Here is a 24,886-nt window from a genome sequence, read left to right as displayed (position 1 = left end):
GCTCCTTACTTCTTCCGTGACCGGCTGGATTCGACGTGTCCGCCATGGAGCGTCCGGATGTGCGACGGCTGAATCCCGTGGTGCGGTGCGGTCCCGCCGGGGTGCGGCGGGGCCGTCCTGCGGTGTGTCAGCTGCCGGCGAGCAGGGCGGTGATCTTCTCGGAGGCCCGCTTCGCCGCGGTCCTCGGGTCCTCGCCCTGGAGGACGGCCGTCATGTACGGCTTGATCGGGTTGTCGGACTCGACGGACACCCACTGCGGCGAGTTGGGGGTGGCGTGGCCGCGCCTGGCGCCCTCGGCCATGGCCGCGGTGCTCTCGTCGCCCTCGACGACCTTGGCGAGCGAGTGCTTGTTGGGCACGTAGTTCATGCTCTTGGCGAGGTCGGTCTGCCACTTCTCCCCGGCGAGGGCCTTGATGACCTCGAAGCCGGCGCTGCGCTGGTCGGCCTTCTGCGGGACGATCAGGTCGGAGCCGCCGGTGAAGACGGAGCCGGGTGCCTTGGCGGTCTTGCCCGGGATGGGGAAGAAGCCCAGCTTTCCCTTGAGTTCGGGGTTGGCCTTCTCGATCAGCGGCACGGAACTGGGGGTGGAGATGATCTGTGCGACATTCCCCTTGGCGAACACATCGGTCTGCGGGGGCTTTTCCTCGTCGGCGTCCTTGGGACCGTCGCCCATGGCCTGGAGCCGGGAATAGAAGTCCATGCCGCGCAGCGCCGCGGGGGTGTCGAGCTTGCCCTGCCAGTCGCCTTCCTTGTCACTGGCGAGTTCGCCGCCCTCGTCCCAGATGAATCCGGAGAGCACGTACCAGTTCTGGCCGGGCAGATACATGCCCTGATTGCCGTCGCGGTTCAGCTTCTCGCTGTCCTCGATCCACTCGTCCCTGGTCTTCGGCGGGGTCTTGATGCCCGCCTCCTCGAAGAGGTCCTTGTTGTAGATCACCACGCGGTTGGCCGCGTACCAGGGTATTCCGTACTGGACGCCGCCGATCCTGCCGGGCTCGGCGAGACCGGGGATCCAGTCCTCGCTGCCCAGGTCACGCATGGACTCCAGGGTGAGATCGCGCAGGTTGCCGGTCTGGGCGTAGGTGGCGACCTGGGTGTTGCCGACCTCGATGACGTCGGGGGTGTCCTTGCCCGACAGCGCTTCGAGAACCTTGGGTCCGATTCCGCCCCACTCCTGGATCTTGAACTCCAGTTCGATCGAGGAGTGCTCCTCCTCGTAGGACTTCTTGAACCGGTCCAGGAAGTCGCTGGTCGCGCTGTCCTTCATCAGCCAGATCGTGACCTTCTTGCTGCCCGAACCGCCCGAACCGGGAATCAAGCCGCACCCGCCCAGGGCGAGGGAGGAAACCAGGGCAAGGGATCCGACGAGCACACGGTTTTTCACGGGGTCACCTTCTGCGGAACGGCTCGACAATATGTGAGGACCCGGTGTGGGGGACTGCGGGCTGCGCTCGCACGGGCGTGGCTGGATTTTGGTATGTACCAAATCCTTTGGTCAAGGCGCTCGGGGGCGGCGCGTCGGCAGTCGATCACTCGCGAACCTCGCCGCGGTGGGGCACCTTGGTAGAGGCGAGAGGAGACAAAAGGTGTCAAACCACACGTATCGCGTCACAGAGATCGTAGGAACCTCCCATGACGGGGTGGACGCGGCCATTCACAACGGCATCACAAGAGCTTCGGAAACGTTGCACAATCTCGACTGGTTCGAGATCACAGAGGTACGCGGCCAGATCAAAGATGGCCGAATCGAGCACTATCAGGTCGGCCTGAAAGTGGGGTTCCGGCTCGACGATCCGACCTGACCAGGCCGGGCCCGAGGGCCCGGCATCCGTCGGACCCTCAGGTGCGCCCCTCGCGCTCCTGCGCGTCCTTCAGCGCGGGCGAGGCGGCCGCCCAGCGGGCGCGTACCACGGTGAATCCGGCCCGCTCGGCGGCGTCGCAGACCAGCTCGTCGTCGTCCACCAGCATCCGGACCGCGCGCTCGCGCCCCATCCGCTCCAGGATCTCCAGCTTGGTCCGCCGGGCCGGGCGCCGGTCGTGGTTGGCGCGCATGTGCAGCCGCCCCTCCGGCAGCCCGTGCCGGGCCAGCCAGGCCACGGTCGCCCGGCGGCAGCGCTCCGGCCGGCCGGTCAGATAGACGACCTCGCACTCCTCGGCGCTGCCGACGGCCAGAGAGACCCCCTCGGGCAGCGGCGGGTCCTCGGACGCGGCGGCGAAGAAGCCGTCCCAGTCGCGCGGGGATCCTTCCAGGAAGTGCTGCCGGTGCGCGGTGTCCGCGAGCGTGCCGTCCAGGTCGAATACGGCCAGCGGCCGGGCGTCGTCCGTCATGGCCCCAGCAAATCAACTCCCGGCCCCGTCCTGCCACCCGGAGCGGCGCACCGGCCCGCGCGGTATCGTCGGCCCGCCCTGGAATCGGACCCTTTGCCCCGGTCAGCCCATCCGAACCGTACGGAGTCCCACCCCCATGACCACCCCCCACGATCCGTACGTCCGGGTGCGCGGCGCCCGCGAGCACAATCTCCGGGACGTGCGGGTCGACATCCCGCGCGACACCCTGACGGTCTTCACGGGCGTCTCGGGCTCGGGCAAGTCCTCGCTGGCGTTCGGCACCATCTACGCCGAGGCCCAGCGCCGCTACTTCGAGTCCGTGGCGCCGTACGCCCGTCGGCTCATCCACCAGGTGGGGGCGCCGAAGGTCGGGGAGATCACCGGACTGCCGCCCGCCGTCTCGCTGGAGCAGCGCCGGTCGGCGCCGGGGGCCCGCTCCTCGGTGGGGACGGTGACGACGCTGTCCAACTCCCTGCGGATGCTGTTCTCCCGGGCCGGGCGGTATCCGGAGGGGGCCGAACGCCTGGACTCGGACGCCTTCTCGCCCAACACGGCCGCCGGGGCCTGCCCGGAGTGCCACGGCCTCGGGCGGGTGCACCGCACCACCGAGGAGCTGCTGGTGCCCGATCCGGGCCGGTCGATCCGGGACGGGGCCATCGCCGCCTGGCCGGGGGCGTGGCAGGGCAAGAACCTGCGCGATGTGCTGGACGCGCTGGGGTACGACATCGACCGGCCGTGGCGGGACCTCGACCCGGCGGACCGGGAATGGATCCTGTTCACCGACGAGCAGCCGGTGGTGACCGTGCATCCGGTGCGCGACGCCGGACGGATCCAGCGCCCGTACCAGGGCACGTACATGAGTGCGCGCCGCTATGTGATGCACACCTTCGCCGACTCCCGGAGCCGGGCGCTGCGGGCGAAGGCCGAACGCTTCCTGACGAGCGCGCCCTGCCCGGTCTGCGGCGGGAGCCGGCTGCGGCCCGAGGCGCTGGCGGTGACGTTCGCGGACCGGACGATCGCCGAGCTGGCGGGTCTGGCGCTGACGGAGCTGGCGGACGTCCTGGCGTCGGCCGGCGGCGACGGCACGGCCCGGGTGCTGACGGCGGATCTGCTGGCCCGGATCGGGACGGTGACGGAGCTGGGCCTGGGGTATCTGAGCCTGGATCGTACGGCTCCGACGCTCTCGTCCGGCGAGCTCCAGCGGCTGCGGCTGGCCACCCAGCTGCGGTCGGGGCTCTTCGGTGTCGTCTACGTCCTGGACGAGCCCTCGGCCGGGCTGCACCCGGCGGACACGGAGGCGCTGCTCGGGGTGCTCGGGCGGCTGAAGGAGGCCGGCAACACGGTCTTCGTCGTGGAGCACCAGCTGGACGTGGTGCGCCGGGCGGACTGGCTCGTCGACGTGGGTCCGCTGGCCGGGGAGCACGGCGGGCGGGTGCTGCACAGCGGTCCTCCGGCGGGGCTCGCGCAGGTCCCGGAGTCGGCGACCCGGCGCTTCCTGTTCGACGACTCCCCCGCCCCGGTGCGCGAGGTCCGCGCGCCCACGGGGTGGCTGCGGCTGCGCGGGGTGGAGCGGCACAATGTGCGCGGCGTCGACGCGGCGTTCCCGCTCGGGGTGTTCACGGCCGTGACCGGGGTGTCCGGTTCCGGGAAGTCGACGCTGGTGGGCCAGGTGCTGGCCGGGGTGCTCGCGGACCGGCGGGCGGCCGGCGACGACGAGGGGGCCGAGGAGCATCCGGCGCCGGGGTGCGCGTCCGCCGAGGGGCTGGAGGCGGTGGACCGGCTGGTCCAGGTGGACCAGCGTCCGATCGGCCGGACGCCCCGGTCCAATCTGGCGACGTACACCGGTCTGTTCGACGTGGTGCGCAAGCTGTTCGCGGCCACGGACCTGGCCCGGGAGCGGGGGTACCGGGCCGGCCGGTTCTCGTTCAACGTGGCGGGCGGGCGGTGCGAGACCTGCCAGGGCGAGGGCTTCGTCTCGGTGGAACTGCTCTTCCTGCCCAGTACGTACGCGCCCTGCCCGGACTGCCACGGCGCGCGGTACAACCCGGAGACGCTCGACGTCACGCTGCGGGGGCTGAACATCGCCCAGGTGCTGGATCTGACGGTGGAGTCGGCGGCCGGCTTCTTCTCGGACACGCCCACGGCCGAGCGCAGTCTGCGGACGCTGCTCGACGTGGGGCTCGGATATCTGCGGCTCGGCCAGCCGGCCACCGAGCTGTCGGGGGGCGAGGCGCAGCGGATCAAGCTGGCCGCGGAGCTCCAGCGGGCCCGCCGGGGCCGCACCCTCTATCTGCTGGACGAGCCGACGACGGGGCTGCATCCGGCCGATGTCGAGGTGCTGATGCGGCAGTTGCACGGGCTGGTCGACGCGGGCGGCACGGTCGTGGTGGTGGAGCACGACATGGCCGTGGTGGCCGGTGCCGACTGGGTGATCGACCTCGGCCCCGGGGGCGGTGACCGGGGCGGACGGATCGTCGCCCAGGGCCCGCCGTCAGAGGTCGCGGGGGCGGCGGAGAGCCGGACGGCCGGGTATCTGCGGGCCGCGCTGCGGCTGTGACGCGCTGCGGACGAGGGATCCGGCCCTCTCCAACTCTCCTCGTCGCCGCATGAGTTGCCCTTGGGGTCGGCGCAGGACATGAAACAGTAAAGAATGTTGACAGTTACCTGGTCCAGACCAATCATGGGCATGCCCACGGCGCACATGGCTGTGCGGCATGTGACCCCGGCCGGGAATCACAGGAACGGACCGCGTCCCCCACGGACGCGGCAGAGCCGTGCGATCCGCCCGTTGTCTCACCCCGCTGGGAGCTGCCCCATGAGACGTCCACGAACAGTCGGCGCCGTCCTGAGCGCCATGGCCACCGTCGTCGCCACCGCAGGTCTGGTCCTCGGATCGGGCTCCGGCGCGCAGGCCGCCGCCACCGCCGCCACCCCCCTTCCCGCGCATGTCTTCGCCCCGTACTTCGAGGCGTGGAACGGCGACAGCCCGGCCGCGCTCGCCCAGGCGTCCGGTACGAAGTACCTGACCATGGCCTTCATCCAGGCCGCCACCAAGGGCTCGTGCACCGTCTACTGGAACGGCGATTCGGGCTCCCCGATCGCGCAGTCCGAGTTCGGCACCGACTTCACCACCATGCGCTCGCGCGGCGGTGACGTCATCCCCTCGTTCGGCGGCTTCACCGCCGACAACACCGGCACCGAGATCGCCGACAGCTGTACGGACGTCGACGCCATCGCCGCCGCGTACGAGAAGGTCATCACGACCTACGACGTGTCCCGCCTCGACATGGACATCGAGGACAACTCGCTGGAGAACAGCGCCGGGATCGACCGCCGCAACAAGGCGATCAAGAAGGTCCAGGACTGGGCGGCGGCCAACGGGCGCTCGGTGCAGTTCTCGTACACCCTGCCGACCACCACGCACGGGCTCGCCGAGAGCGGACTCGCGGTGCTGCAGAACGCGGTGTCCAACGGTGCCAAGGTCGACGTCGTCAACCTGATGACGTTCGACTACTACGACGGCGCCTCGCACAACATGGCGAACGACACCCAGACCGCCATCACCGGGCTCAAGGGCCAGCTGGCGAACCTGTACCCGTCGAAGACCGACGCCCAGCTGTGGGGCATGACCGGCATCATCGAGATGCCCGGCATCGACGACTACGGCCCGGCCGAGACGTTCACCACGGCCGACGCCGTCCAGGTCTACAACTGGGCGGTCTCCAAGGGCGTCAGCACCCTGTCGTTCTGGGCGCTCCAGCGCGACAACGGGGGCTGCCCCGGCACCGGCGGCAGCGACACCTGCTCCGGAATCGCGCAGGACACCTGGTACTTCAGCCACACCTTCGCCCCGTTCACCAGCGGCGGGTCCGGTCCGGTGACCGACGACTACTCGGTGGCGGTCAGCCCCGGGTCGGCGACGGTGGCACCGGGCGGTTCGGCCACGGCGACCGTGAAGACGGCCGTCACCTCGGGCAGCGCGCAGACCGTCGCGCTGAAGGCGACCGGCGCCCCGGCCGGGGTGACCGCGACGCTCAGCCCGGCCTCGGTCACCGCGGGCGGCACGTCCACCCTGACGCTCGCCACCACCTCCTCGGTGGCGCCGGGCACGTACACCATCAATGTGACCGGCACCGCGGGCACGCTCAGCCACTCGGCGCCGTACACCCTGACCGTGTCCGGTCCTGGCGGGGGCACCGGGGCGCTCGTCAACGGTGACTTCGAGAGCGGCGCGCTCGGCCCCTGGACCTGTGAGTCCGGCGGCGCGGTCGTCTCCACGCCGGTGCACGGCGGTGCGCACGCCCTGGCCGTCGCGGCCACCGGCTCGCAGACCGGTGAGTGCACCCAGACGCTCACCCTGTCGCCCAACACGAAGTACACGCTTCAGGGGTACGTCCAGGGCAGCTACGGCTACCTCGGGGTCCGGGGCGGTGCCACGGCCAGCACCTGGGGCTCGTCGAGCGGGTACGCCAAGCAGTCGGTGGCCTTCACCACCGGGGCCTCCGGCACGGTGACGGTCTATGTGCACGGCTGGTACGGACAGGGCACGGTCTACGCGGACGACCTCTCCGTCGCCTCCTGACGCACCGGACACGGCGCGGGACCTCCCGGTCCCGGAGGCGGGCGGCCTCCGGGACCGGGAACCGGCGGGTCCGGACCCGGTTCAGCGACGGACCTTGCGGGTGGCGCGCAGCCACTCCTTGTTCATCGCCGAGATCGACGGCAGCGGGATGCCCTTCGGGCAGGCCGTGGCGCACTCCCCGGTGAGCGTGCAGCCCCCGAAGCCCTCGCTGTCCATCTGCTCCACCATGTCGAGCACCCGGGTCTCGCGCTCGGGGGCGCCCTGCGGCAGCACGTTCAGATGGTTGACCTTCGCCGAGGTGAAGAGCATGGCCGAACCGTTGGGACAGGCCGCGACGCAGGCGCCGCAGCCGATGCACTCGGCGTGCTCGAAGGCGAAGTCGGCGTCCGGCTTCGGCACCGGGGTGGCGTGCGCGTCGGGCGCGGTGCCGGTCGGGGCGGAGATGTAGCCGCCGGCCTGGATGATCCGGTCGAAGGCCGAGCGGTCCACGACCAGGTCCTTGACGACCGGGAAGGCCGAGGCGCGCCAGGGTTCGATGTCGATGGTGTCGCCGTCCTCGAAGGACCGCATGTGGAGCTGGCACGTGGTGGTGCGCTCCGGGCCGTGGGCGTCGCCGTTGATGACGAGGCTGCACGCGCCGCAGATGCCCTCGCGGCAGTCGTGGTCGAAGGCGACGGGATCCTCGCCGGCGAGGATGAGCTCCTCGTTGAGGGTGTCGAGCATCTCCAGGAAGGACATGTCCCGGGAGATGCCGTCCACCTGGTAGGTGGACATGGCGCCGGGGGCGTCGGCGTTCTTCTGGCGCCAGACGCGCAGGGTGAGCTTCATGCGTAGCTCCGCTGGGTGGGGTGGACGTACTCGAAGACGAGGTCTTCCTTGTGCAGGACGGGGGCTTCGCCGGTGTCGGAGAACTCCCAGGCCGCGGCGTAGGAGAACTCCTCGTCCCGGCGGGCGGCCTCGCCGTCCGGGGTCTGCGACTCCTCGCGGAAGTGGCCTCCGCAGGACTCGGCGCGGTGCAGCGCGTCGAGGCACATCAGCTCGGCGAGCTCCAGGTAGTCGACGATGCGGTTGGCCTTCTCCAGGGACTGGTTGAACTCCTCGCCGGTGCCGGGGACCTTGATGCGGCGCCAGAACTCCTCGCGGATCCGCGGGATCCGGTCGAGCGCCTTGCGCAGGCCCTCCTCGGTGCGGGCCATGCCGCAGTACTCCCACATGAGTTCGCCGATCTCCCGGTGGAAGGAGTCGGGGGTGCGGTCGCCGTCGACGGCCAGCAGCAGGTTGAGCCGGTCCTCGGTCTCGGCGACGGCCTCCTCCACGGCGGGGTGCGAGGTGTCGATCTCGTCGTGGTGGGGGTTGCGGGCCAGATAGTCGTTGATGGTCGACGGCAGGACGAAGTAGCCGTCCGCGAGCCCCTGCATCAGCGCGGAGGCGCCGAGGCGGTTGGCGCCGTGGTCGGAGAAGTTGGCCTCGCCGATCGCGAACAGTCCGGGGATCGTGGTCTGGAGGTCGTAGTCGACCCAGAGCCCGCCCATCGTGTAGTGCACGGCCGGGTAGATCCGCATCGGGGTCTCGTACGGGTTCTCCGCGGTGATCCGCGCGTACATGTCGAAGAGGTTGCCGTACTTCTCCTCGACCTTCGCGCGTCCCATCCGCTCGATGGCCTCCGCGAAGTCCAGGTAGACGCCCTGGCCGCCGGGTCCGACGCCGCGGCCCTCGTCGCAGACGTTCTTGGCGGCGCGGGAGGCGATGTCCCGGGGCACGAGGTTGCCGAAGGCGGGGTAGATCCGCTCCAGGTAGTAGTCGCGCTCGTCCTCGGGGATCTCGGCGGCGGGCCGGTCGTCGCCCCGGGCCTTCGGCACCCAGATCCGGCCGTCGTTGCGCAGCGACTCGCTCATCAGGGTGAGCTTCGACTGGTGGTCGCCGGTGCGCGGGATGCACGTGGGGTGGATCTGGGTGAAGCACGGGTTGGCGAAGTAGGCGCCCCGGCGGTGGGCGCGCCAGATCGCGGTGGCGTTGGAGTTCATCGCGTTGGTCGACAGGTAGAAGACGTTGCCGTAGCCGCCGCTGGCCAGCACGACCGCGTCCGCGAAGTAGGTGTCGATCCTCCCGGTGATCAGGTCGCGGGCGACGATGCCGCGCGCCCGGCCGTCGACCACGATCAGGTCGAGCATCTCGGTACGGGCGTGCAGTTCGACGTTGCCCGCGGCGATCTGCCGCGACAGGGCCTGGTAGGCGCCGAGCAGGAGCTGCTGCCCCGTCTGGCCCCGGGCGTAGAAGGTGCGGGAGACCTGGACGCCGCCGAAGGAGCGGTTGTCGAGGAGGCCGCCGTACTCGCGGGCGAAGGGGACGCCCTGGGCGACGCACTGGTCGATGATCTCGACGGAGATCTGGGCGAGCCGGTGGACGTTGGACTCGCGGGCGCGGAAGTCGCCGCCCTTGACCGTGTCGTAGAAGAGCCGGTGGACCGAGTCGCCGTCGTTGCGGTAGTTCTTCGCGGCGTTGATGCCGCCCTGGGCGGCGACCGAGTGGGCCCGGCGGGGCGAGTCCTGGAAGCAGAACTGGACGACGTGGTAGCCCTGTTCGGCCAGGGTGGCGCCGGCCGATCCGCCGGCCAGGCCGGTGCCGACGACGATGACGGTGTGCTTGCGGCGGTTGGCCGGGTTGACCAGCTTGGCCTGGAAGCGCCGGGTGTCCCAGCGTTCGGCGACGGGCCCCTCGGGCGCCTTGGTGTCGGTGACCGGTTCCCCGGTCGTGTAGCGGGTGTAGTCGTTCATGTCAGCTCACCACTCCGGTCATGACCGCGACGGGTACGGAGACGAAGCCCACCGTCAGCACCAGGGCGAGGGCGTCGGCCAGGGTCTTGAGGACGCGGTCGCGGCTCGCGCTCCCCGCGCCGAGGGTCTGCGCGGCGCTCCAGAACCCGTGCCGGACGTGCAGCCCCACGGCGACCACGGCGACGATGTAGATGACGTTGCCGTACCAGGTGGAGAAGGTGTCGATGACGTTCTGGTACGGGTGCCCGGACTGGAAGCCGCCCGAGTGCACGGTGCCGGTGGTCAGGTCGAGGATGTGCCAGACGATGAAGAGCGCCATGATGATGCCGCCCCAGCGCATGGTGCGGGTGGCGTAGCTCGTTCGGGCCTTGCGGTGGACGTACCGGTCGGGCCGGGCCCGCAGGTCGCGCCGGCTGAGCTGGTACGCGGAGACGGCGTGCAGCACGACGGCGGCGACGAGGACGACGCGGACGATCCACAGGGCCCACTCGTGGTGCAGGAAGGGCTCGCCCATCACCCGCAGCCAATGCGCGTAGCCGTTGAACTCGTCGGACCCGAAGAAGATCTTCAGATTGCCCAGCATGTGGACGACCAAGTAGAGGAGCATGATCAGACCGCTCACGGCCATGATCGTCTTCTTGCCGACGGACGAGTCCCAGAGCGTGCGCGTCATGGACGGCCGTCGGTCCGTCCGCGTTGCCAATGCCATGAGCACGACGCTAGGGGCGAAGGGCCCGATCAGTCCAAGACATGGACCGGCTGATATCCATAGGGGTTCCCTATCGATGGGGGTAGGCTGGATCCATGCAGCTCCAGCAGCTCACCTATTTCGTGGCGGTCGCCGAGACCCGGCACTTCACCCGGGCCGCGGAGGAGGTCCATGTCTCGCAGCCCTCGCTCTCCCAGCAGATCAGGGCCCTGGAGAACGAGCTGGGCGCCGAGTTGTTCAGCCGGGCCCGGGGGAACATCGCACTGACGGACGCCGGCGAGGCGCTGCTGCCGCTCGCCCGGCGCATCCTGGCCGACGCGGACACCGCGCGCCACGAGGTCCAGGAGCTGGCCCAGCTGCGCCGGGGCCGGGTCAGGCTGGGCGCGACCCCCAGCCTCTGCACCGGGCTCCTCCCCGATGTGCTGCGCGCCTTCCACGACCGGCATCCGGGGATCCAGCTGCTCCTGGAGGAGGGCGGTTCGCACGACCTGGTCAGGGAGCTGGCCCGGGGCGCCCTCGATCTGGCCCTGGTGGTGCTCCCGCTGCCGGCGGCCTCCCCCGCGCTGACCACCGTCGAACTGCTCCAGGAGGACCTGGTCGTGGTCTCGGCGGCGGACGCGCCGCGGCCGGGGCGGCGCGGCGAGGTCCGGATCGCCGATCTGGAGGGCGTTCCGCTGGTGATGTTCCGTCACGGGTACGACCTGCGCGAGCTGACCGTGGCCGCCTGCCGGGCGGAGGGCTTCGAGCCCTCGTTCACCGTGGAGGGCGGGGAGATGGACGCGGTCCTCGGCTTCGTCCGGGCGGGGCTGGGCGCCGCCGTCGTCCCGAGCATGGTGGCGGGCCGGGCGGGCCGCGATCTGCGGACGACGCCGCTGGCCCGGCCGGGCCTGCGGCGCACGATCGCGCTGGCGCACCGCAGCGACGTGGCTCCGCCGCGCGCGGCCCGCGAGTTGCAGCGGATGCTGCTGACCAGCCGGGCGGACACGGTCTGAGGCGTCCGCCCGGCCGGCTCACACGGCGTCGGCCAGCAGCAGCGAGTGGATCCGGTCCGGCGCGCCGGGGCGGGCGTAGTACCAGCCCTGCGCCGTGTCGCAGCCCAGCTTGCGCAGCTGCTCGGCCTGCGCCCCGGTCTCCACGCCCTCCACCGTCACGGCCAGGTCCAGGCTGTGGGCCAGCGAGACGATGCCCTCGACGATCTTCAGGTCCACCGGGTCGGCCGGGTGGTGCTGCATCCCCTGGGTGAAGGAACGGTCCAGCTTGAGCACGCTGACCGGCAGCCGTCGCAGGTTGGCGAGGTTGGAGTAGCCGGTGCCGAAGTCGTCCAGGGCGATGTCGACGCCCATCTCGGACAGTTGCCGCAGCGGCTTCAGCAGGTCCTCGTCGGCCCCGATGAGCGCGGACTCGGTGACCTCCAGGCAGAGCGCGCCGGCTTCGAGCCCCGAGCGCTCCAGGACGTCCACCGTCTCGGCGACCAGATTGGGGTGGTGCAGCTGGGCCGGGGAGAGGTTGACGTTGATCCGCAGGGGACCGCCGTCGCTGTGCCGCTCCTGCCAGAAGTTGGCCTGCCGCACCGACTCCTCCAGCACCCACCGGCCGAGCGGCACGATGAGCCCGGTGTGCTCGGCGAGCGCGATGAAGCGGTCGGGCCCCAGCACCCCGTGCTGCGGATGGCACCAGCGCACGAGCGCCTCGGCACCGTGCACCGAACCGTCGCCGAGATGGACGAGCGGCTGGTACTCGATGAAGAACTCGCCGCGCTCCAGCGCCGCCGGAAGCGCCGTGGTCAGCCCGTGCCGGGTGATCGCGCGGGCGTCCGCCTCCGCGTCGGCGCGCTCGAAGCGGTTGCCGCCCGCGGACTTGGCCCGGTACATGGTGATGTCCGCGCTCCGCAGCACCTCGGCGGCGCTGCGTTCACCGGCCGGCCCCTCCACGACGCCGATGGAGCCGCGCACGCTGAGTTCGCGTCCGTCGAGCCGGATCGGCGTGCCGAGGACCCCGAGGATCCGGCAGGCCAGCTCGTCGACCTCGTCCGCCGTGTCGGGGCCCGTGGTGAGGGCGACGAACTCGTCGCCGCCGAGCCGCGCGACCATCTCGCCGGGCGCGGTGGCGCAGCTCTGCAGCCGGTCCGCGACCTCGACGAGCAGCCGGTCGCCCGAGGCGTGGCCGAGGCTGTCGTTGATGGCCTTGAAGCCGTCCAGGTCCAGGTAGCAGAGGCCGAAGCGCCGGCCGCCGCCCGCCGAGAGCGCTTTCTCCAGGCGCTCGAAGAAGAGCGTGCGGTTGGGCAGACCGGTGAGCGCGTCGTGGGTGGCCTCGTAGCGCAGCCGGAGGTTGAGCAGCCGGCGCTCGGTGGTGTCCTCCAGCAGCGCCAGCTGGTATTCCGGCCGGCCCTCGGCGTCGCGCAGCAGCGAGACCGTCAGATTGGTCCACAGCACGGTGCCGTCGTTGCGGTAGTACGGCTTCTCGACCCGGTAGTGCTCGCGTTCGCCGCGTACCAGCTCGTTGTAGTACTTCCAGACCAGCGGCGAGTCCTCGGGGTGCACCCACTCGTTGATGCGGTGGCTGAGGACGTGGTTCTCCAGGCCGCCGAACATCCGGGTCAGGGTGTCGTTGACCTCCAGCACACGGCCGTCGAGGTCGGCGATGCCGATGCCGATCGCGGCGTCCTTGAAGACCGCGCGGAAGCGGGCCTCCGTGGCGTGCAGGGCCTGTTCGGCCTGGGAGCGCGCGGCGAGCGCGGAACGGGCGATCGCCTCCTGCTCGGCGAGGGTGCGCTCGCGCAGTGCCTGGGAGAAGCCTCCGGCGACCGCGTGCTGGATGCGCGCGGCCCGCGACCTGCCGTCCTCGGTGGACAGGGCCTGGGGTCCGTTGCCGCCGAGGTAGAGCACCAGGTACGAATCGACGACACCGAGCGTGGAGCTGAGCGCGTCGGGGTCCGTGCAGTGCGCGGCGACGAGCGCGGTGCCCACGGCGGCGGCGGGTGCCGCGTCGAAGGGGTGCGCGTGCAGGATGCCGTCGAGGGTCCGGGCCAGGGGGAGCAGATGCTGCTCGAACTCCGGCCGGGTCATGGAGGTGGCCGTGGAGGGGAAGATGGCCCGGCTCCAGATCGTGGCGAATCTCCGGAGCCGGTCCTCGGGCCCGTCGGGCTCCGCGTCCGGGGCTTCGGACTGCTGGGCGGGAATGCTCACGCCTTGCGTCCCACTCCGGCGAAGCCCGAGAAGGCGTACGGGTCCTCGTTCTCCGGGGCGCCCGGGGTCTCGGGACGCCAGTCCGGCATGGCCACCAGACCGGGCTCGACCATCTCGTAGCCGTCGAAGAACCGGGCGATCTCGGCGCTGGAGCGCATGATCAGCGGATTGCGGATGTCCTTGTAGACGCCGACCGCGCCGCCCGCCTGCTCCTGGGTGAGCGGGATCCCCTCGTACGAGGCGTGGGTGACGACGAGAAGGCTGCCGGGGGCGAGCATGTCGCGCAGGGCGGCGACGGCGGTCTGCGGGTCGTCGGCGTCCTCGATGAAGTGGAGTACGGCGACGAGGAGCAGGGCCACCGGCCGGTCGAGGTCGAGCAGCTTGGCGACCTCGGGGTGGTCGCGGATCTCCTCGGGGCGGCGCAGATCGGCGGTGGCGATCACGGCGCGGTCGTTGCCCTCCAGGACGGCCTGACTGTGTGCGACCGCGACCGGGTCGTGATCCACATAGGCGACGACCGACTTCGGGTCGATCGCCTGGGCGACCTCGTGGACGTTTCCGAAAGTCGGTATCCCGGATCCGATGTCCAGGAACTGGTTGACGCCCTCGTCCAGCGCGTAGCGCACGGCGCGGCGCATAAAGGCGCGGTTCGCCTGCATCACCTTGGGAAGTCCCGGCATGAACTCCATGGCCTTGCGGGCCGCTTCCCGGTCCACCTCGAAATTGTGCGAGCCGCCCAGATAGAAGTCATACATTCGGGACACGCTCGGCACCGAAATGTCAATGCCTTGCGGTGCCCAGGCGGGACGCTCCATCGATGTCTCCAACAAGTCGCCACGGCGATCCGGCCATGTTCATGGTCAGTGTTGACCAGAGGCTACTGATCCACCGCCAAGAGAGCGAGCGGAAACGGAAATTAGCGGTCCGTTATTGGTCACACACCAGTGGCATGTGCAACCGTCCCGTCGCTACGCGTGACATTCACCGTTCCACGGCGAACGGGAAGGGCGCCCGGACAACGCATTCCCGCCCTCTTCCCCAGCTCACCGAACAGATTGGGCCACAGGCACAACAATCGGCCACTTCGCACGACGGGCCCCGCGAAGGGCCGACTTGACCCGCACCGGCCTTTCGCACCGTCGCCTTCGCAATTCCCCGTCGGCTCCCGCCGCCCGCCCGGCCCCGGCCGCACTCCGACCGCACTCCGACCGCACCCCGGCGTCAACACGCGGGAGCCCGGTCTCCCGCACGCGAGCGGGTCACGTGGTGTGAACTCCCGTGAAAGAAGGGCCTGTTGTGACGAGAGATGCCGCTGCCACCGGTCCCGGAGCGCCCGTCCCGGGGCGCGCACCCGCCCCATCCGTACGCCGAGGGTTCCCGGGTCCCAAACACCGGGTGCTCCAGGTCCGCTCCATCGGGCGAACCGGGCGACACTCCGGCGTGCCGTTCCCCGGCCCGGAACATGCTCCCCGTCGTGTACGGATCACTCATCGGCCGGCTGACCGCGGCCGTCGCCCTGACCTGGCTGCTGACCGCGCCCGCGCCCGCGGTCGCCGACAGCTGCGCCTACGCGTCGATCGGGGAGGACGGCACGGGTTCCTCGGTAGCCGTCAGCGGCGACGACGACTGCTGGGCCGGACCGGTCGAGCCCTCACCCACCCCGGAGCCCACGCCCACTCCGGCCCCGCCACCCGCGCCGCCACCGCCACCCGCTCCACCCCCACCCCCACCTCCTCCCCCACCGCCGTCGCCCGAGCCCCGGCCGACGCCCGCGCCACCGCCTCCGCCGCCGCCCTCACCCTCGCCTCCCGAGCCGGCGCCACCCCCCTCACCCGCGCCGGCCCCGTCCGTGCGCCCGACGTCCGCGGCCCCCGTGGCCCTGCCCACGTACCGCCGTCCCGTCCGGAAGACGCTCCGGCGCCACACCTCGCTGGTCACGCTCACCCTCATGATCACCGCGCCCGCGGTGTTCGCCGTCGCCGTGCTGCGGCCCCGCTCCCGATGACCCACGGAGGCATCCATGTCGGAATGGCTTGTTCTCACCCTCGCCATGGCCGCGGCCTGCGCGGTCGTGCTGACCATCGCCGTCCTCAGCAACCGACGGCTGCCCGAGGACGACGACCCGTCCGAAACACCGGACGTCATCGAGTACATGACGATGATGATCGGCGTGGTGTACGCGATCGTGCTGGGCCTGGCCATCGCGGGCGTCTGGGAGGGACGCGGCGCCGCGCAGGAGTACGTACGGCAGGAGGCCCAGGCGCTGCACGAGGTCAGCGCCCGCTCCTCGGCCTACCCCGTGGAGGTGCGCACCCGGATCCGCGCCGATGTCGACGCCTATGTGAGCTATGTCGTGCACCACGAATGGCGTGTCATGACCGACCACGGCAGGCTCGACGACCGCGGCACGGAACTGCTGAACCGGGTCCGGGCCGACGTCACGGATTACCACCCGAAGAACGACTACGAGGGCCAGGCCTATCAGCCGCTGGTCGACCAGGTCGCCGCCGCGGACGACGCCCGCACCGCGCGCGGCCAGAGCGCCGGCGCCACGATGCCGGGCGTGGTCTGGTTCGGCCTCGTCACCGGGGCACTGGTGACGGTGGGGCTGATCTTCACGCTCCAGATCCGGCGCACCTTCCGCGAGCTGCTGCTGGCGGGTCTCTTCAGTGTGCTGATCGCCTTCCTGCTCTTCCTCATCTGGGACTTCGACTCCCCCTTCGGCCGGGGCCTGTCGGCCACCGAGGCACCGTTCCTGGATCTGTTCCCCCAGGTGACCGGGGGTTAGGTCCTGTCCGGCGGGCCGTCCGTCCCCCGGGCGGTCCGCCGCTCGGGGGACAGCGAAGCCCCATTGGCCGTTCCCCGATCGCGGGCGAAATGCGGCACTTCTAGCGTGGCCGCATCGAGGTGCATTTCTGACGCTTTGTGGAAATCCGTTCCGCAACTGCTCCTCGGGGACCCGGAGGATTCACCATGCGCGCAATACGTGTCGCTCCCGTCGCCCTGCTCGGTGCCGCGGCACTCGCCCTGTCCGGCCCGGCCGTGACCGCGTACGCCGCGACCACGGGCGGTCCGCCCAGCGGTGGCGGATACACCGTCACCCCATCGGTGATCTCGCCGGGCGGTCAGGTCACCCTGGCCGCCATGGGCTGCTCCACCACCGCCACGGCGTCCTCGGGAGTGTTCGACACCGTCACCATTCCCCGGAACGGGACCGCTCGGGCGACGGTCGACTGGGACGCCAAGCCCGGTGCCGTCTACGAGGTGACGTTCATCTGCAACACCTCGCCGAGTTCCACGGCCAAGGTGAACCTCACCGTCGCCGCCGCCTCGGCCTCGCCCACCACCAGCTCGACCCGCTCGCCCGCACCGGGCGTCTCCCCGGGATCGACGGTCTCCCCGGCCGGGGTGCAGGGCGGCCTCGGCGGAAGCATCGACAGTGTGGACACCGGTGAGATCGTGGCCGGCACCGCGCTGGCGGTCGCCGCCGCCACCGGCACCGTCTTCATGGTGCGGCGGCGCAGGGAGAACCGCTCGCACTGACCGGTGCCGACAGCGGAACGCACGTCGCCCCGGGTCCTCGTGGAGGACCCGGGGCGACGTCGGTTATCGGTCCGGCGGGGGCGTCCCCGCGGTCAGATCGCCCCATGGCCCGCCCTCCGGCGGCGCATGACGTACATGCCTCCGCCGAGGGCCGCCGAGGCAACCAGACCGGCGCCGACACCCATCTCGGCCGGGGTCGCGGCCATCGAACCGCCCAGGCCGCCCTGCGCACCGCGGCTGTCGAGCACCGTGAAGCGGTGGCTCGCCGTGCGGTCGGTGCCGTCGCAGCGCACCGTCAGGTTGTACGAACCGGGCGTGGCGTCGTTGAGGATGCGCACCCGGGCGTGGCCGACGCGGCCCGCGGAGAGGCGGGTCGTGCGGAAGGCGTTCGAGGAGACGCTGCCGCCCCGGCCGCAGCCCTCGGCGCTGACCTGCATGGCCGCGCCCTGGTGGACGCGCTCGGGGTCGACGGTCACGTTGTTCGGACCGTTGGGTCGGCCGCGCCCGTTCCCGTCACCGTTGTTGTTGCCGTTGTTGTTGCCGTTGCCGTTGCCGCCGTTGTCCCAGTTGCCCGGGTCGTTCCAGTCGTTCTGGTTGTTGCCGTTGTTCTGGCCGCCGCCGACGTCTCCACCGGCCGCGGCCATCGGGGCGCCGAGCCCGAGGGCGGCGACCGCGGTCGCGGCGACCACGAGAGCGCGTGTAGCACGCATCGTACGAACCTCCAGCGGGAAGCGCCCCGGGGCTCTGTGCGCCGGGATGGATCGACGAGAACGCCTCCCATGACGAACCCTCACCAGAACCTTGATCCACCGCATTTCGGGACTGCTCCACTACGGTGATCCGACACGCCGGGCGGACGGCACCGGCGCTGACGGACCCGCAGGTCACGGACCGTCAGAAGTTTTGTCCGGGCACTACTCCGAAGAGAAGTGCCCCGGTTCGCCGCCACCCGTTCGCCCTTCCCGTCATGCCGCCGGGGCGCCCCCGGCCTAGCGTTCCCCTCGTCGCGACGAAGGGAGAACCATGGGCCGGGACAACTGGCGCCCCGAACGCATCAGACACTCGCCGTGGGGCGCGCTGGCGCTGGCGATGCTCACCGGTCTCGCGCTGATGCGCAACGGCGCGGACCTCTCGCCGGGTCCGCCGCAGCCGGTGGCGGCCGCCTCGATGGGGCTCCAGAAGGACGCGCCGGGCGCCCCCGTGGCGAACGGTCCCGCCGTGAAGCCGCTGGCGTACGCCCCCGTCGACCGGGTGGCCATCCCGGCGATCCGGGTCGACGCGCCGGTGATCGACGTGAACCTCGACCCGGACGGCTGGATCGAGACACCGCCCCCGCAGGACCCCAATCTCGCCGGCTGGTACCAGAACGGCATCGCACCCGGGCAGATCGGCACCTCGGTCGTCGTCGGCCATGTCGACAACCAGGCGGGGCCCGCCGTCTTCTACGGGCTCGGTTCGCTGCGCAAGGGCAACCGGATCGAGATCACCCGCAGCGACGACCGGGTCGCGGTGTTCGAGGTGTACGGCGTGGAGGTGTTCTCCAAGAACGACTTCCCCGGTGCCCGGGTGTACGGCGACACCGGCCGCGCCGAACTGCGGGTCATCACCTGCGGCGGCGGTTACACGAAGGCCAACGGCTACGACGGCAATGTCGTGGCCTTCGCCCGCCTGGTCGCGACCCGCTGACGTCAGCGCCTGCGCGGCACGGTGAGCCGGTAGCCGTCGTCCAGCAGTTCCGGCAGATAGCGGCGCAGGGCGGCGACGCTCTGCGAACGGTTGCCCCCGGCGTCGTGCGACAGCACCACGACCCCGGGGGCCGCGCCGTCGCGGACCCGGCGGACGATCGTGTCGGCGCCCGGCACCGTCCAGTCCAGGGTGTCGACGGTCCAGGCCATCGGTTCCATGCCCAGGGACGCGCCGATCTCGAAGGAGTTGCGGTTCCAGGCCCCGTAGGGCGCCCGGTACCAGAGCGGCGGGGCGCCGGTGATCTCCTCGATGACGTCGCTGGTGCGGCCCAGTTCGTCGGTGACCCCGGCCCGGGACAGGCCGGTGACCAGCGGATGGGTCCAGGAGTGGTTGCCCAGGGTGTGGCCCTCGTCGGCGATCCTGCGCACCAGGTCCCGGTTGTCGTGGGCCATCTCCCCGCAGAGGAAGAACATCGCCCGGACGTCGTGGGTGCGCAGGGTGTCCAGGATGTGCGGGGTGTAGAGGGGGTCGGGGCCGTCGTCGAAGCTGAGGACCATGGCCCGGCCGATGTCGGGGAGTTCCTCGAACGGCCGGGTGCGGACCGGGGGCGCCGCCGGACGGTACGGGGGCGGATTGTCCGCCGTCATGGGCCTGAGCCGGTACGCGAGCGGCCGGGCGGCCACCGCGGGCTGCGGGCCGGCGGCCGCGGCGGGCGGTGCGGGGCGGTGGGGCGGCGGCCCCGCGGAGTCCGCCGCGGTCAGGCGTACGGCGGTGGCGGCGCCCAGTACGGCCGCCAGTCCCAGCAGGGTGCGGCGGCTGCGCGGCGTGGAAACGTCTCTCATGCCCCACTGCTCGCACGTGCGCACGGCCGGCCCGCACAACGACACCGGATCCGTCCGGTTCTGCACCCGATGGAGGGAGCGTACGGGCGCCATCGGCAGCAGCGCGCCAGGGCGGACGGGAGGCCGGACCGGGACGGGCCACGGCGACCGATAGCCTCCTGCCGTGACAGAACACCAGCCTCACCAGTTCGAACGTGGCACAGACGGACCGAAAGTGATCGTTGCGGGCATCGACGGTTCCGAGTCCTCGATGCGGGCGGCGGCGTACGCGGCCGGCCTGGCCCGGCGCCAGCGGGCCATGCTCGCCCTCGTCTACGTCCAGCCGGTCCTGGCGGCGGGTGCCGCGCTGGGCGCGCCGGTCGGTGACGCGACCGCGGAGGTCGCCGAGGGGCTGATCGAGGAGATCCGGACGGCGACGGACAAGATGAAGGACATCTGGGACGTGCGCTGGGAGTTCCACACCTTCCGGGGCGATCCGTACAACGGGCTCGTGACGGCCTCGGACGAACTGAAGGCGGACGCCGTCGTGGTGGGCGCCTCGGAATCGGCCGGGCACCGCTTCGTCGGATCGGTGGCCGTGCGCCTGGTGAAGGCCGGGCGCTGGCCCGTCACCGTGGTCCCGTAGCGCTCGCGCGTTCGCCTCCCGTACCCCTTCCGTCCCCTTCCGGGCCGCCGTCCGACCGTTCACCGCACCATTCGCCGCTCGGTGCGACCGCTCGTCGCACGGGACCGCTTTTGTCCTGTTGCCCGTGGCGCGAATGCGTTCGTATACCGCCGTCGGCAGCGGGGCCGCGGGGCCCGGGGCGGAGAGGGCGATCACCATGACCACGACGACGACCGATGAGCGGGCACTCGCGGATCTGCAGCGTGAGCACGGGCCCGCCCTGTTCCACTTCCTGCTGGGGCTGACCTTCGGCGACCGGCAGCGGGCCGAGGACCTGCTCCAGGAGACGCTGGTGCGCGCCTGGCAGCACCCGGAGGCCTTCGACGGGCCGTACGAGTCGATGCGTCCCTGGCTGTTCACGGTGGGGCGGCGCCTGGCCATCGACGCCCGCAGATCGCGGCTGGCCCGGCCCGCGGAGGTCGGCGACGCCGTGCTGGAGAGCGCCCCCGCCGTCCGGGACACGGCCGATTCCACCGTCGCCGCGCTCGATGTGCGCGAGGCGGTCCGCACGCTGAGCCCCGAACACCGGGCGGTGCTCGTCCAGATCTACTTCCGCGGGCTCAGCGTCGGCGAGACCGCCGAGGTGCTCGGCATACCCGCGGGAACGGTCAAATCGCGCTCCTACTACGCCCTGCGCGTGCTCTCCCGCAATCTGCCCGGCTACTCCAGCAGGTCCTCCGCGCTCAGCAGCGGCAGCAGCGCGGCGGCCTCCAGCACGGCCGCGTAGTCGGCGGTGCAGCGGTCGCAGCGCCGCAGGTGACGGGCCACCTCGTCCGCCTCCTCGGCCGGCAGCGCGTCCAGGACATAGGCGCCGAGCAGCTCACGCACATGTGCTCCCTCCCCCGGGTCGGCGGTCATCGCAACCTCGTGTCTGTGACGGATCGGGTCCGACGGATCCTGCCCTTCTGGCCACGCGGGGCGCGCCGCCCCGGTTCAATGCTGCGTGGGGGCCGGCCCGGAGCCGGCCGCCGACGGCGCCCGGTCCGGTACCGGGAAGGGAAAGGAACGGGACGGAATGCGTCCGGAACGTCATGACACGGCCGGCGGGGGCGAACTGCTGGTCCCGATGGCCTGGATGTACGCGGAGTACCTCGCCGACGAACTGCTGCGGACCGGGGACCTGATGGAACCGGCGACCCTGGAGTACCGGGCGGGACGGGACGCGCTGGCGCTGACCATCTTCCTCTCGGACGGCGCGGTGGCCGAGGCGCTGCCCGCCGCGCGGGTGGACGAACTGCGGCTGCTGACGGCGTACGGGACACCGTGGCGGCGCTGGATCTGCGAGCGGCTCGACGCCTCGGAGGCGGCCGCACCGGGCCCCGACCCGGATCTGGCGCTGGCGCGCGGGGCGTGGCGGTGGCTGGAGGAGACGGAGCTGCTGGCCGCGGACCTGGAGACGATCGGTCCGCTGCCCTGGGAGGAGACCGGCGCCGGCGAGCCGGACGCGGAGGACGCCGCGCAGGTGTGGACGCCGGCCTGGCAGCTGGGGCTGCCGCTGGGACATCTGGCGATCCACCTCTACTGAGCGCGTCGGCGGCCGGCCTCAGGAGCCGTGCACCCCGGCGCGGTACTTCGGCAGCCGTACGGTGATGCGCATCCCGGCCCCGATGCCCGTCTCGATGACGAGTCCGTAGTCGTCCCCGTACACCTGGCGCAGCCGTTCGTCGACGTTGAGCAGGCCGATGCCGGTGGAGGTGCCGCCCTCGCCGCGCAGGATGTGGCGGAGCCGTTCGGGGTCCATGCCCGTGCCGTCGTCCTCGATGACGACCTCGGCCTCGGAGCCGGCGTCCAGGGCGCTGATGGTGATGCGGCTGGAGGTGACCGCGCCCTCCAGGCCGTGTTTGACGGCGTTCTCCACGAGGGGCTGGAGACAGAGGAAGGGCAGGGCGACGGGCAGCACCTCGGGGGCGACCTGGAGGGTGACGGAGAGCCGTTCGCCGAAGCGGGCGCGGACCAGGGCCAGGTACTGGTCGATGGAGTGCAGTTCGTCGGCGAGGGTGGTGAAGTCGCCGTGGCTGCGGAACGAGTAGCGGGTGAAGTCGGCGAACTCCAGGAGCAGTTCCCGGGCCTTCTCGGGGTCGGTGCGGACGAACGAGGCGATCGCGGCCAGTGAGTTGAAGATGAAGTGCGGGGAGATCTGGGCGCGCAGGGCCCGGATCTCGGCCTCGATGAGCTGGGTGCGCGAGCGGTCGAGTTCGGCCAGTTCCAGCTGGACGCAGACCCAGCGGGCGACCTCTCCGGCCGCGCGGGCCAGCACCGCCGACTCGCGGGGGGCGTAGGCGATCAGGGCGCCGAGCACCCGGTGGTCGACGGTGAGGGGCACGGCGACGGCCCAGCGCAGCGGGCAGTCCAGGTCCTCGCAGTCGCTGTGGAAGGCGGTGTCGCGGCCGGTGGCCAGGAGGTCGCCCACCTCGTCCATGACCTGCCGGGCGTGGTGGCCGCCCTCGCCGTCCCAGACGAGGACGCCCTCGCGGTCGGTGAGGCACAGCGCGTCCGTGCCCAGCAGCGAGCGGAGCCGGCGGGCCGACCTGCGGGCGCTCTCCTCGGTGAGTCCGGCGCGCAGCGGGGGTGCGGCGAGCGAGGCCGTGTGGAGGGTCTCGAAGGTGGCGTGCTCGACGGGGGTGCCGACGTCGCTGGTGCGGACGGGGCGCGCGGTGCGCCGGCCGGTCAGCAGCCCCGCGGCGAACAGCAGCAGCGCGAGCAGCACGACGGCGGACCAGGCGGTCGCGGTCATCGGTGTCTCCCGGCGGTCAGGGCCTCCGGCAGGTGGAAGCGGGTCATCGCGGCGTTGGTCCCGGCGGGGATCCGGCCGGGGGTGGCGAGCGAGACCAGGATCATGGCGAGGAAGCCGACCGGGACGGACCAGACGGCGGGCCAGGCGAGCAGGGCGTGCGCCCAGCCGGGCGGGCGGACCGCGCCGCTGACGGTGATGGCGACGGAGAGCAGCGCGGAGCCGCCGCCGAGGACGAGGCCCGCGGCGGCGCCGGGCGGGGTGAGCCGGCGCCACCAGATGCCGAGGACGAGGAGCGGGCAGAAGGAGGACGCGGACACGGCGAAGGCCATCCCCACCGAATCGGCCACCGGGACCCTGCTGACCAGCAGCGATCCACCCAGCGGCACGGAGATGGCGAGGACGGTGGCCAGCCGGAAGTGGCGTACGCCGCGCGAGGGCAGGACGTCCTGGGTGATGACGCCGGCGACGGCCATGGTCAGTCCGGAGGCCGTCGAGAGGAACGCGGCGAAGGCGCCGCCGGCGATGAGGGCGCCGAGCAGATCGCCGCCGAGCCCGCCGATGACCCGGCCGGGCAGCAGCAGTACGGCCGCGTCGGCGTCGCCGCCGTGGATGAGTTCGGGGGCGTAGAGCCGGCCGAGGGCGCCGTAGACCGGGGGCAGCAGGTAGAAGACGCCGATCAGGGCGAGGACGGCGACGGTGGTGCGGCGGGCGTCGCGGCCGTTGGGGCTGGTGTAGAAGCGGACGACGACGTGCGGCAGGCCCATGGTGCCGAGGAAGGTGGCGACGATGAGTCCGTAGGTGGCGTACAGCGGATGGTCGGCGCGGAAGACGGAGAGGTGTTCGTCGAAGGTGACGCGGGGGCGGCCGTCGCCCTGCCAGGCCAGCACCAGGAAGAGGGCGGGGACCAGGAGCGCGGTCAGTTTCAGCCAGTACTGGAAGACCTGGACGAAGGTGATGGAGCGCATGCCGCCCGCGGCGACGGCGAGGACGACGACCGAGGCGACGAGCACGTCGCCGAGCCAGCCGGGGGCGCCGGTGAGGATCTTCAGGGTGAGTCCGGCGCCCTGGAGCTGGGGGACGAGGTAGAGCCAGCCGGCGCCGACGACGAGGACGCTGACGAGGCGGCGCACCTGCCGCGACTCCAGGCGGCCCTCGGCGAAGTCGGGCAGGGTGTACGCGCCCGAGCGGCGGAGCGGGGCGGCGACGAAGACCAGGAGCACCAGATAGCCGGCGGTGTAGCCGACCGGGTACCAGAGCATGTCGGGGCCGTGCACCAGCACCAGTCCGGCGATGCCGAGGAAGGAGGCGGCGGAGAGGTACTCGCCGCTGATCGCCGCCGCGTTGAGCCGGGGGCGCACGGTGCGGGAGGCCACGTAGAAGTCGGAGGTGGTCCGGGAGATCCGCAGTCCGAACCCGCCGACGAGGACGGTGGCGAGGACGACGGCGGCGACCGCCGCCACCGCGTACGTACGGCTCACTGGGCGGGGCGGCCTTCCACGAGCCGGGCGAAGTCGCGCTCGTTGCGCTCGGCCCGGCGCACGTACCACCAGGCGGTCAGGGTGAGCGGCGGGTAGGCGGCGAAGCCGAGGACGGCCCAGACGACGGCGGAGCTGTGCAGGGCGGCGAAGACGACGGGCAGGGTGCCGACGACGACGGCGAGGACGGTGAAGGCGGTGAGTCCGGCGCGCAGCTGGCTGCGCATCAGGGAGCGGACGTAGGCACCGCCGAGCGCGGTCTGCTCGTCTATCTCCGACTGGGTGCGGTAGCGCGGCAGCGGACGCACCCGGCGGGGCTCCCCCGTCACCACTTCACGCCGGGGCGCTGGCTCTGCGGACATGG

The 24,886-nt window shown here is 71.6% G+C and carries 24 protein-coding genes; 11 read left to right on the top strand and 13 right to left on the bottom strand.

The window, feature by feature from the left end:
• Window positions 1-127: 127 nt before the first annotated feature.
• Window positions 128-1,384 (bottom strand): extracellular solute-binding protein, encoded by a 1,257-nt coding sequence (locus tag ACZ4FH_RS10200; protein ID WP_467303686.1) that lies wholly within the window; start codon window positions 1,382-1,384, stop codon window positions 128-130.
• Between the two features lie 202 nt (window positions 1,385-1,586).
• On the opposite strand from ACZ4FH_RS10200, the gene ACZ4FH_RS10195 reads away from it, so the two are divergent.
• Complete coding sequence (locus tag ACZ4FH_RS10195; protein ID WP_383635651.1) at window positions 1,587-1,802, top strand: dodecin; 216 nt, start codon at window positions 1,587-1,589, stop codon at window positions 1,800-1,802.
• Between the two features lie 37 nt (window positions 1,803-1,839).
• Here the strand turns inward: ACZ4FH_RS10195 and ACZ4FH_RS10190 are convergent, their stop codons facing one another.
• Window positions 1,840-2,328 carry a phosphatase domain-containing protein gene (locus ACZ4FH_RS10190; protein ID WP_467303684.1) on the bottom strand — a complete coding sequence of 163 codons (489 nt, stop codon included), beginning with the start codon at window positions 2,326-2,328 and terminating at the stop codon, window positions 1,840-1,842.
• 136 nt (window positions 2,329-2,464) lie between these two features.
• On the opposite strand from ACZ4FH_RS10190, the gene uvrA reads away from it, so the two are divergent.
• The gene (uvrA, locus tag ACZ4FH_RS10185; RefSeq protein ID WP_467303682.1) at window positions 2,465-4,885 is read left to right on the top strand and encodes an excinuclease ABC subunit UvrA; all 2,421 of its coding nucleotides are present in this window, start codon (window positions 2,465-2,467) and stop codon (window positions 4,883-4,885) included.
• Between the two features lie 258 nt (window positions 4,886-5,143).
• Window positions 5,144-6,910, top strand: coding sequence for a glycosyl hydrolase family 18 protein (locus ACZ4FH_RS10180; RefSeq protein WP_467303680.1), 1,767 nt, complete (start codon window positions 5,144-5,146; stop codon window positions 6,908-6,910).
• An 81-nt stretch (window positions 6,911-6,991) separates the two neighbouring features.
• Here the strand turns inward: ACZ4FH_RS10180 and ACZ4FH_RS10175 are convergent, their stop codons facing one another.
• The 3 genes from ACZ4FH_RS10175 to ACZ4FH_RS10165 are packed head-to-tail and all read right to left on the bottom strand — an operon-like array spanning window position 6,992 to window position 10,393.
• A complete protein-coding gene (locus ACZ4FH_RS10175; RefSeq protein WP_467303678.1) occupies window positions 6,992-7,738 on the bottom strand; it encodes a succinate dehydrogenase/fumarate reductase iron-sulfur subunit in 747 nt (248 codons plus the stop codon).
• Complete coding sequence (locus tag ACZ4FH_RS10170; RefSeq protein ID WP_467303676.1) at window positions 7,735-9,684, bottom strand: fumarate reductase/succinate dehydrogenase flavoprotein subunit; 1,950 nt, start codon at window positions 9,682-9,684, stop codon at window positions 7,735-7,737. Before ACZ4FH_RS10170 ends, ACZ4FH_RS10175 begins: the two co-directional genes overlap by 4 nt.
• Window position 9,685: 1 nt before the next feature.
• Window positions 9,686-10,393, bottom strand: coding sequence for a succinate dehydrogenase (locus tag ACZ4FH_RS10165; RefSeq protein ID WP_467303674.1), 708 nt, complete (start codon window positions 10,391-10,393; stop codon window positions 9,686-9,688).
• 95 nt (window positions 10,394-10,488) lie between these two features.
• Between ACZ4FH_RS10165 and ACZ4FH_RS10160 the strand changes: the two genes are divergently transcribed.
• Window positions 10,489-11,385 carry a LysR family transcriptional regulator gene (locus ACZ4FH_RS10160; protein WP_467303672.1) on the top strand — a complete coding sequence of 299 codons (897 nt, stop codon included), beginning with the start codon at window positions 10,489-10,491 and terminating at the stop codon, window positions 11,383-11,385.
• 18 nt (window positions 11,386-11,403) lie between these two features.
• Here ACZ4FH_RS10160 and ACZ4FH_RS10155 read toward each other — a convergent pair whose 3' ends face one another.
• A complete protein-coding gene (locus ACZ4FH_RS10155; protein ID WP_467303670.1) occupies window positions 11,404-13,578 on the bottom strand; it encodes a putative bifunctional diguanylate cyclase/phosphodiesterase in 2,175 nt (724 codons plus the stop codon).
• The gene (locus ACZ4FH_RS10150; RefSeq protein WP_467303668.1) at window positions 13,575-14,393 is read right to left on the bottom strand and encodes an SAM-dependent methyltransferase; all 819 of its coding nucleotides are present in this window, start codon (window positions 14,391-14,393) and stop codon (window positions 13,575-13,577) included. The genes ACZ4FH_RS10155 and ACZ4FH_RS10150 overlap by 4 nt, the downstream gene beginning before the upstream one ends.
• A gap of 1,058 nt (window positions 14,394-15,451) precedes the next feature.
• Between ACZ4FH_RS10150 and ACZ4FH_RS10145 the strand changes: the two genes are divergently transcribed.
• The 3 genes from ACZ4FH_RS10145 to ACZ4FH_RS10135 all read left to right on the top strand — a co-directional run bounded on the left by ACZ4FH_RS10145 (window position 15,452) and on the right by ACZ4FH_RS10135 (window position 17,121).
• Window positions 15,452-15,583, top strand: coding sequence for a hypothetical protein (locus ACZ4FH_RS10145; RefSeq protein WP_467303666.1), 132 nt, complete (start codon window positions 15,452-15,454; stop codon window positions 15,581-15,583).
• 15 nt (window positions 15,584-15,598) lie between these two features.
• The gene (locus ACZ4FH_RS10140; RefSeq protein WP_467303665.1) at window positions 15,599-16,366 is read left to right on the top strand and encodes a bestrophin-like domain; all 768 of its coding nucleotides are present in this window, start codon (window positions 15,599-15,601) and stop codon (window positions 16,364-16,366) included.
• A 185-nt stretch (window positions 16,367-16,551) separates the two neighbouring features.
• Window positions 16,552-17,121, top strand: a complete 570-nt coding sequence (locus tag ACZ4FH_RS10135; RefSeq protein ID WP_467303664.1) for a hypothetical protein — start codon at window positions 16,552-16,554, stop codon at window positions 17,119-17,121.
• 92 nt (window positions 17,122-17,213) lie between these two features.
• On the opposite strand, the gene ACZ4FH_RS10130 is transcribed toward ACZ4FH_RS10135, so the two are convergent.
• Window positions 17,214-17,831, bottom strand: a complete 618-nt coding sequence (locus ACZ4FH_RS10130) for a hypothetical protein (protein ID WP_467303662.1) — start codon at window positions 17,829-17,831, stop codon at window positions 17,214-17,216.
• Between the two features lie 313 nt (window positions 17,832-18,144).
• Between ACZ4FH_RS10130 and ACZ4FH_RS10125 the strand changes: the two genes are divergently transcribed.
• Window positions 18,145-18,807, top strand: a complete 663-nt coding sequence (locus ACZ4FH_RS10125; RefSeq protein WP_467303660.1) for a class F sortase — start codon at window positions 18,145-18,147, stop codon at window positions 18,805-18,807.
• 2 nt (window positions 18,808-18,809) lie between these two features.
• Here the strand turns inward: ACZ4FH_RS10125 and ACZ4FH_RS10120 are convergent, their stop codons facing one another.
• Complete coding sequence (locus ACZ4FH_RS10120; protein WP_467303658.1) at window positions 18,810-19,649, bottom strand: polysaccharide deacetylase family protein; 840 nt, start codon at window positions 19,647-19,649, stop codon at window positions 18,810-18,812.
• A 163-nt stretch (window positions 19,650-19,812) separates the two neighbouring features.
• Here ACZ4FH_RS10120 and ACZ4FH_RS10115 point away from each other — a divergent pair, with 163 nt between their 5' ends.
• Both ACZ4FH_RS10115 and ACZ4FH_RS10110 read left to right on the top strand, forming a co-directional pair.
• Complete coding sequence (locus ACZ4FH_RS10115) at window positions 19,813-20,274, top strand: universal stress protein (protein ID WP_467303657.1); 462 nt, start codon at window positions 19,813-19,815, stop codon at window positions 20,272-20,274.
• Window positions 20,275-20,470: 196 nt separating this feature from the next.
• Window positions 20,471-21,040, top strand: a complete 570-nt coding sequence (locus ACZ4FH_RS10110; protein WP_450686216.1) for a sigma-70 family RNA polymerase sigma factor — start codon at window positions 20,471-20,473, stop codon at window positions 21,038-21,040.
• Here ACZ4FH_RS10110 and ACZ4FH_RS10105 read toward each other — a convergent pair.
• Entirely contained in the window at window positions 20,974-21,171 is a 198-nt protein-coding gene (locus ACZ4FH_RS10105; protein ID WP_383635598.1) for a zf-HC2 domain-containing protein, read from the bottom strand. The genes ACZ4FH_RS10110 and ACZ4FH_RS10105 overlap by 67 nt on opposite strands.
• A 157-nt stretch (window positions 21,172-21,328) precedes the next feature.
• On the opposite strand from ACZ4FH_RS10105, the gene ACZ4FH_RS10100 reads away from it, so the two are divergent.
• Window positions 21,329-21,838: a hypothetical protein gene (locus tag ACZ4FH_RS10100; RefSeq protein WP_467303654.1), complete on the top strand. Its 510-nt coding sequence runs from the start codon at window positions 21,329-21,331 to the stop codon at window positions 21,836-21,838.
• Between the two features lie 18 nt (window positions 21,839-21,856).
• On the opposite strand, the gene ACZ4FH_RS10095 is transcribed toward ACZ4FH_RS10100, so the two are convergent.
• From ACZ4FH_RS10095 to ACZ4FH_RS10085, 3 genes are read right to left on the bottom strand one after another with little or no spacing between them, the layout of a single operon-like run.
• Window positions 21,857-23,047, bottom strand: coding sequence for a sensor histidine kinase (locus ACZ4FH_RS10095; protein ID WP_467303652.1), 1,191 nt, complete (start codon window positions 23,045-23,047; stop codon window positions 21,857-21,859).
• Window positions 23,044-24,525 (bottom strand): sodium/solute symporter, encoded by a 1,482-nt coding sequence (locus tag ACZ4FH_RS10090; RefSeq protein WP_467303651.1) that lies wholly within the window; start codon window positions 24,523-24,525, stop codon window positions 23,044-23,046. Before ACZ4FH_RS10090 ends, ACZ4FH_RS10095 begins: the two co-directional genes overlap by 4 nt.
• Entirely contained in the window at window positions 24,522-24,884 is a 363-nt protein-coding gene (locus ACZ4FH_RS10085) for a hypothetical protein (RefSeq protein ID WP_383635586.1), read from the bottom strand. The genes ACZ4FH_RS10090 and ACZ4FH_RS10085 overlap by 4 nt, the downstream gene beginning before the upstream one ends.
• Window positions 24,885-24,886 lie beyond the last annotated feature (2 nt).

Source organism: Streptomyces sp. NPDC024555 (assembly GCF_055559335.1).
This window is presented reverse-complemented; position numbering and strand designations above follow the sequence as displayed.

Excerpts from the sequence above, each read along its gene's own strand:
- ACZ4FH_RS10190 (WP_467303684.1), bottom strand. The coding sequence starts at position 2,328 with ATGACGGACGACGCCCGGCCGCTGGCCGTATTCGACCTGGACGGCACG.
- uvrA (WP_467303682.1), top strand. The coding sequence starts at position 2,465 with ATGACCACCCCCCACGATCCGTACGTCCGGGTGCGCGGCGCCCGCGAG.
- ACZ4FH_RS10180 (WP_467303680.1), top strand. The coding sequence starts at position 5,144 with ATGAGACGTCCACGAACAGTCGGCGCCGTCCTGAGCGCCATGGCCACC.
- ACZ4FH_RS10175 (WP_467303678.1), bottom strand. The coding sequence starts at position 7,738 with ATGAAGCTCACCCTGCGCGTCTGGCGCCAGAAGAACGCCGACGCCCCC.
- ACZ4FH_RS10170 (WP_467303676.1), bottom strand. The coding sequence starts at position 9,684 with ATGAACGACTACACCCGCTACACGACCGGGGAACCGGTCACCGACACC.
- ACZ4FH_RS10165 (WP_467303674.1), bottom strand. The coding sequence starts at position 10,393 with ATGGCATTGGCAACGCGGACGGACCGACGGCCGTCCATGACGCGCACG.
- ACZ4FH_RS10160 (WP_467303672.1), top strand. The coding sequence starts at position 10,489 with ATGCAGCTCCAGCAGCTCACCTATTTCGTGGCGGTCGCCGAGACCCGG.
- ACZ4FH_RS10150 (WP_467303668.1), bottom strand. The coding sequence starts at position 14,393 with ATGGAGCGTCCCGCCTGGGCACCGCAAGGCATTGACATTTCGGTGCCG.
- ACZ4FH_RS10140 (WP_467303665.1), top strand. The coding sequence starts at position 15,599 with ATGTCGGAATGGCTTGTTCTCACCCTCGCCATGGCCGCGGCCTGCGCG.
- ACZ4FH_RS10135 (WP_467303664.1), top strand. The coding sequence starts at position 16,552 with ATGCGCGCAATACGTGTCGCTCCCGTCGCCCTGCTCGGTGCCGCGGCA.
- ACZ4FH_RS10130 (WP_467303662.1), bottom strand. The coding sequence starts at position 17,831 with ATGCGTGCTACACGCGCTCTCGTGGTCGCCGCGACCGCGGTCGCCGCC.
- ACZ4FH_RS10125 (WP_467303660.1), top strand. The coding sequence starts at position 18,145 with ATGGGCCGGGACAACTGGCGCCCCGAACGCATCAGACACTCGCCGTGG.
- ACZ4FH_RS10120 (WP_467303658.1), bottom strand. The coding sequence starts at position 19,649 with ATGAGAGACGTTTCCACGCCGCGCAGCCGCCGCACCCTGCTGGGACTG.
- ACZ4FH_RS10110 (WP_450686216.1), top strand. The coding sequence starts at position 20,471 with ATGACCACGACGACGACCGATGAGCGGGCACTCGCGGATCTGCAGCGT.
- ACZ4FH_RS10105 (WP_383635598.1), bottom strand. The coding sequence starts at position 21,171 with ATGACCGCCGACCCGGGGGAGGGAGCACATGTGCGTGAGCTGCTCGGC.
- ACZ4FH_RS10100 (WP_467303654.1), top strand. The coding sequence starts at position 21,329 with ATGCGTCCGGAACGTCATGACACGGCCGGCGGGGGCGAACTGCTGGTC.
- ACZ4FH_RS10095 (WP_467303652.1), bottom strand. The coding sequence starts at position 23,047 with ATGACCGCGACCGCCTGGTCCGCCGTCGTGCTGCTCGCGCTGCTGCTG.
- ACZ4FH_RS10085 (WP_383635586.1), bottom strand. The coding sequence starts at position 24,884 with ATGTCCGCAGAGCCAGCGCCCCGGCGTGAAGTGGTGACGGGGGAGCCC.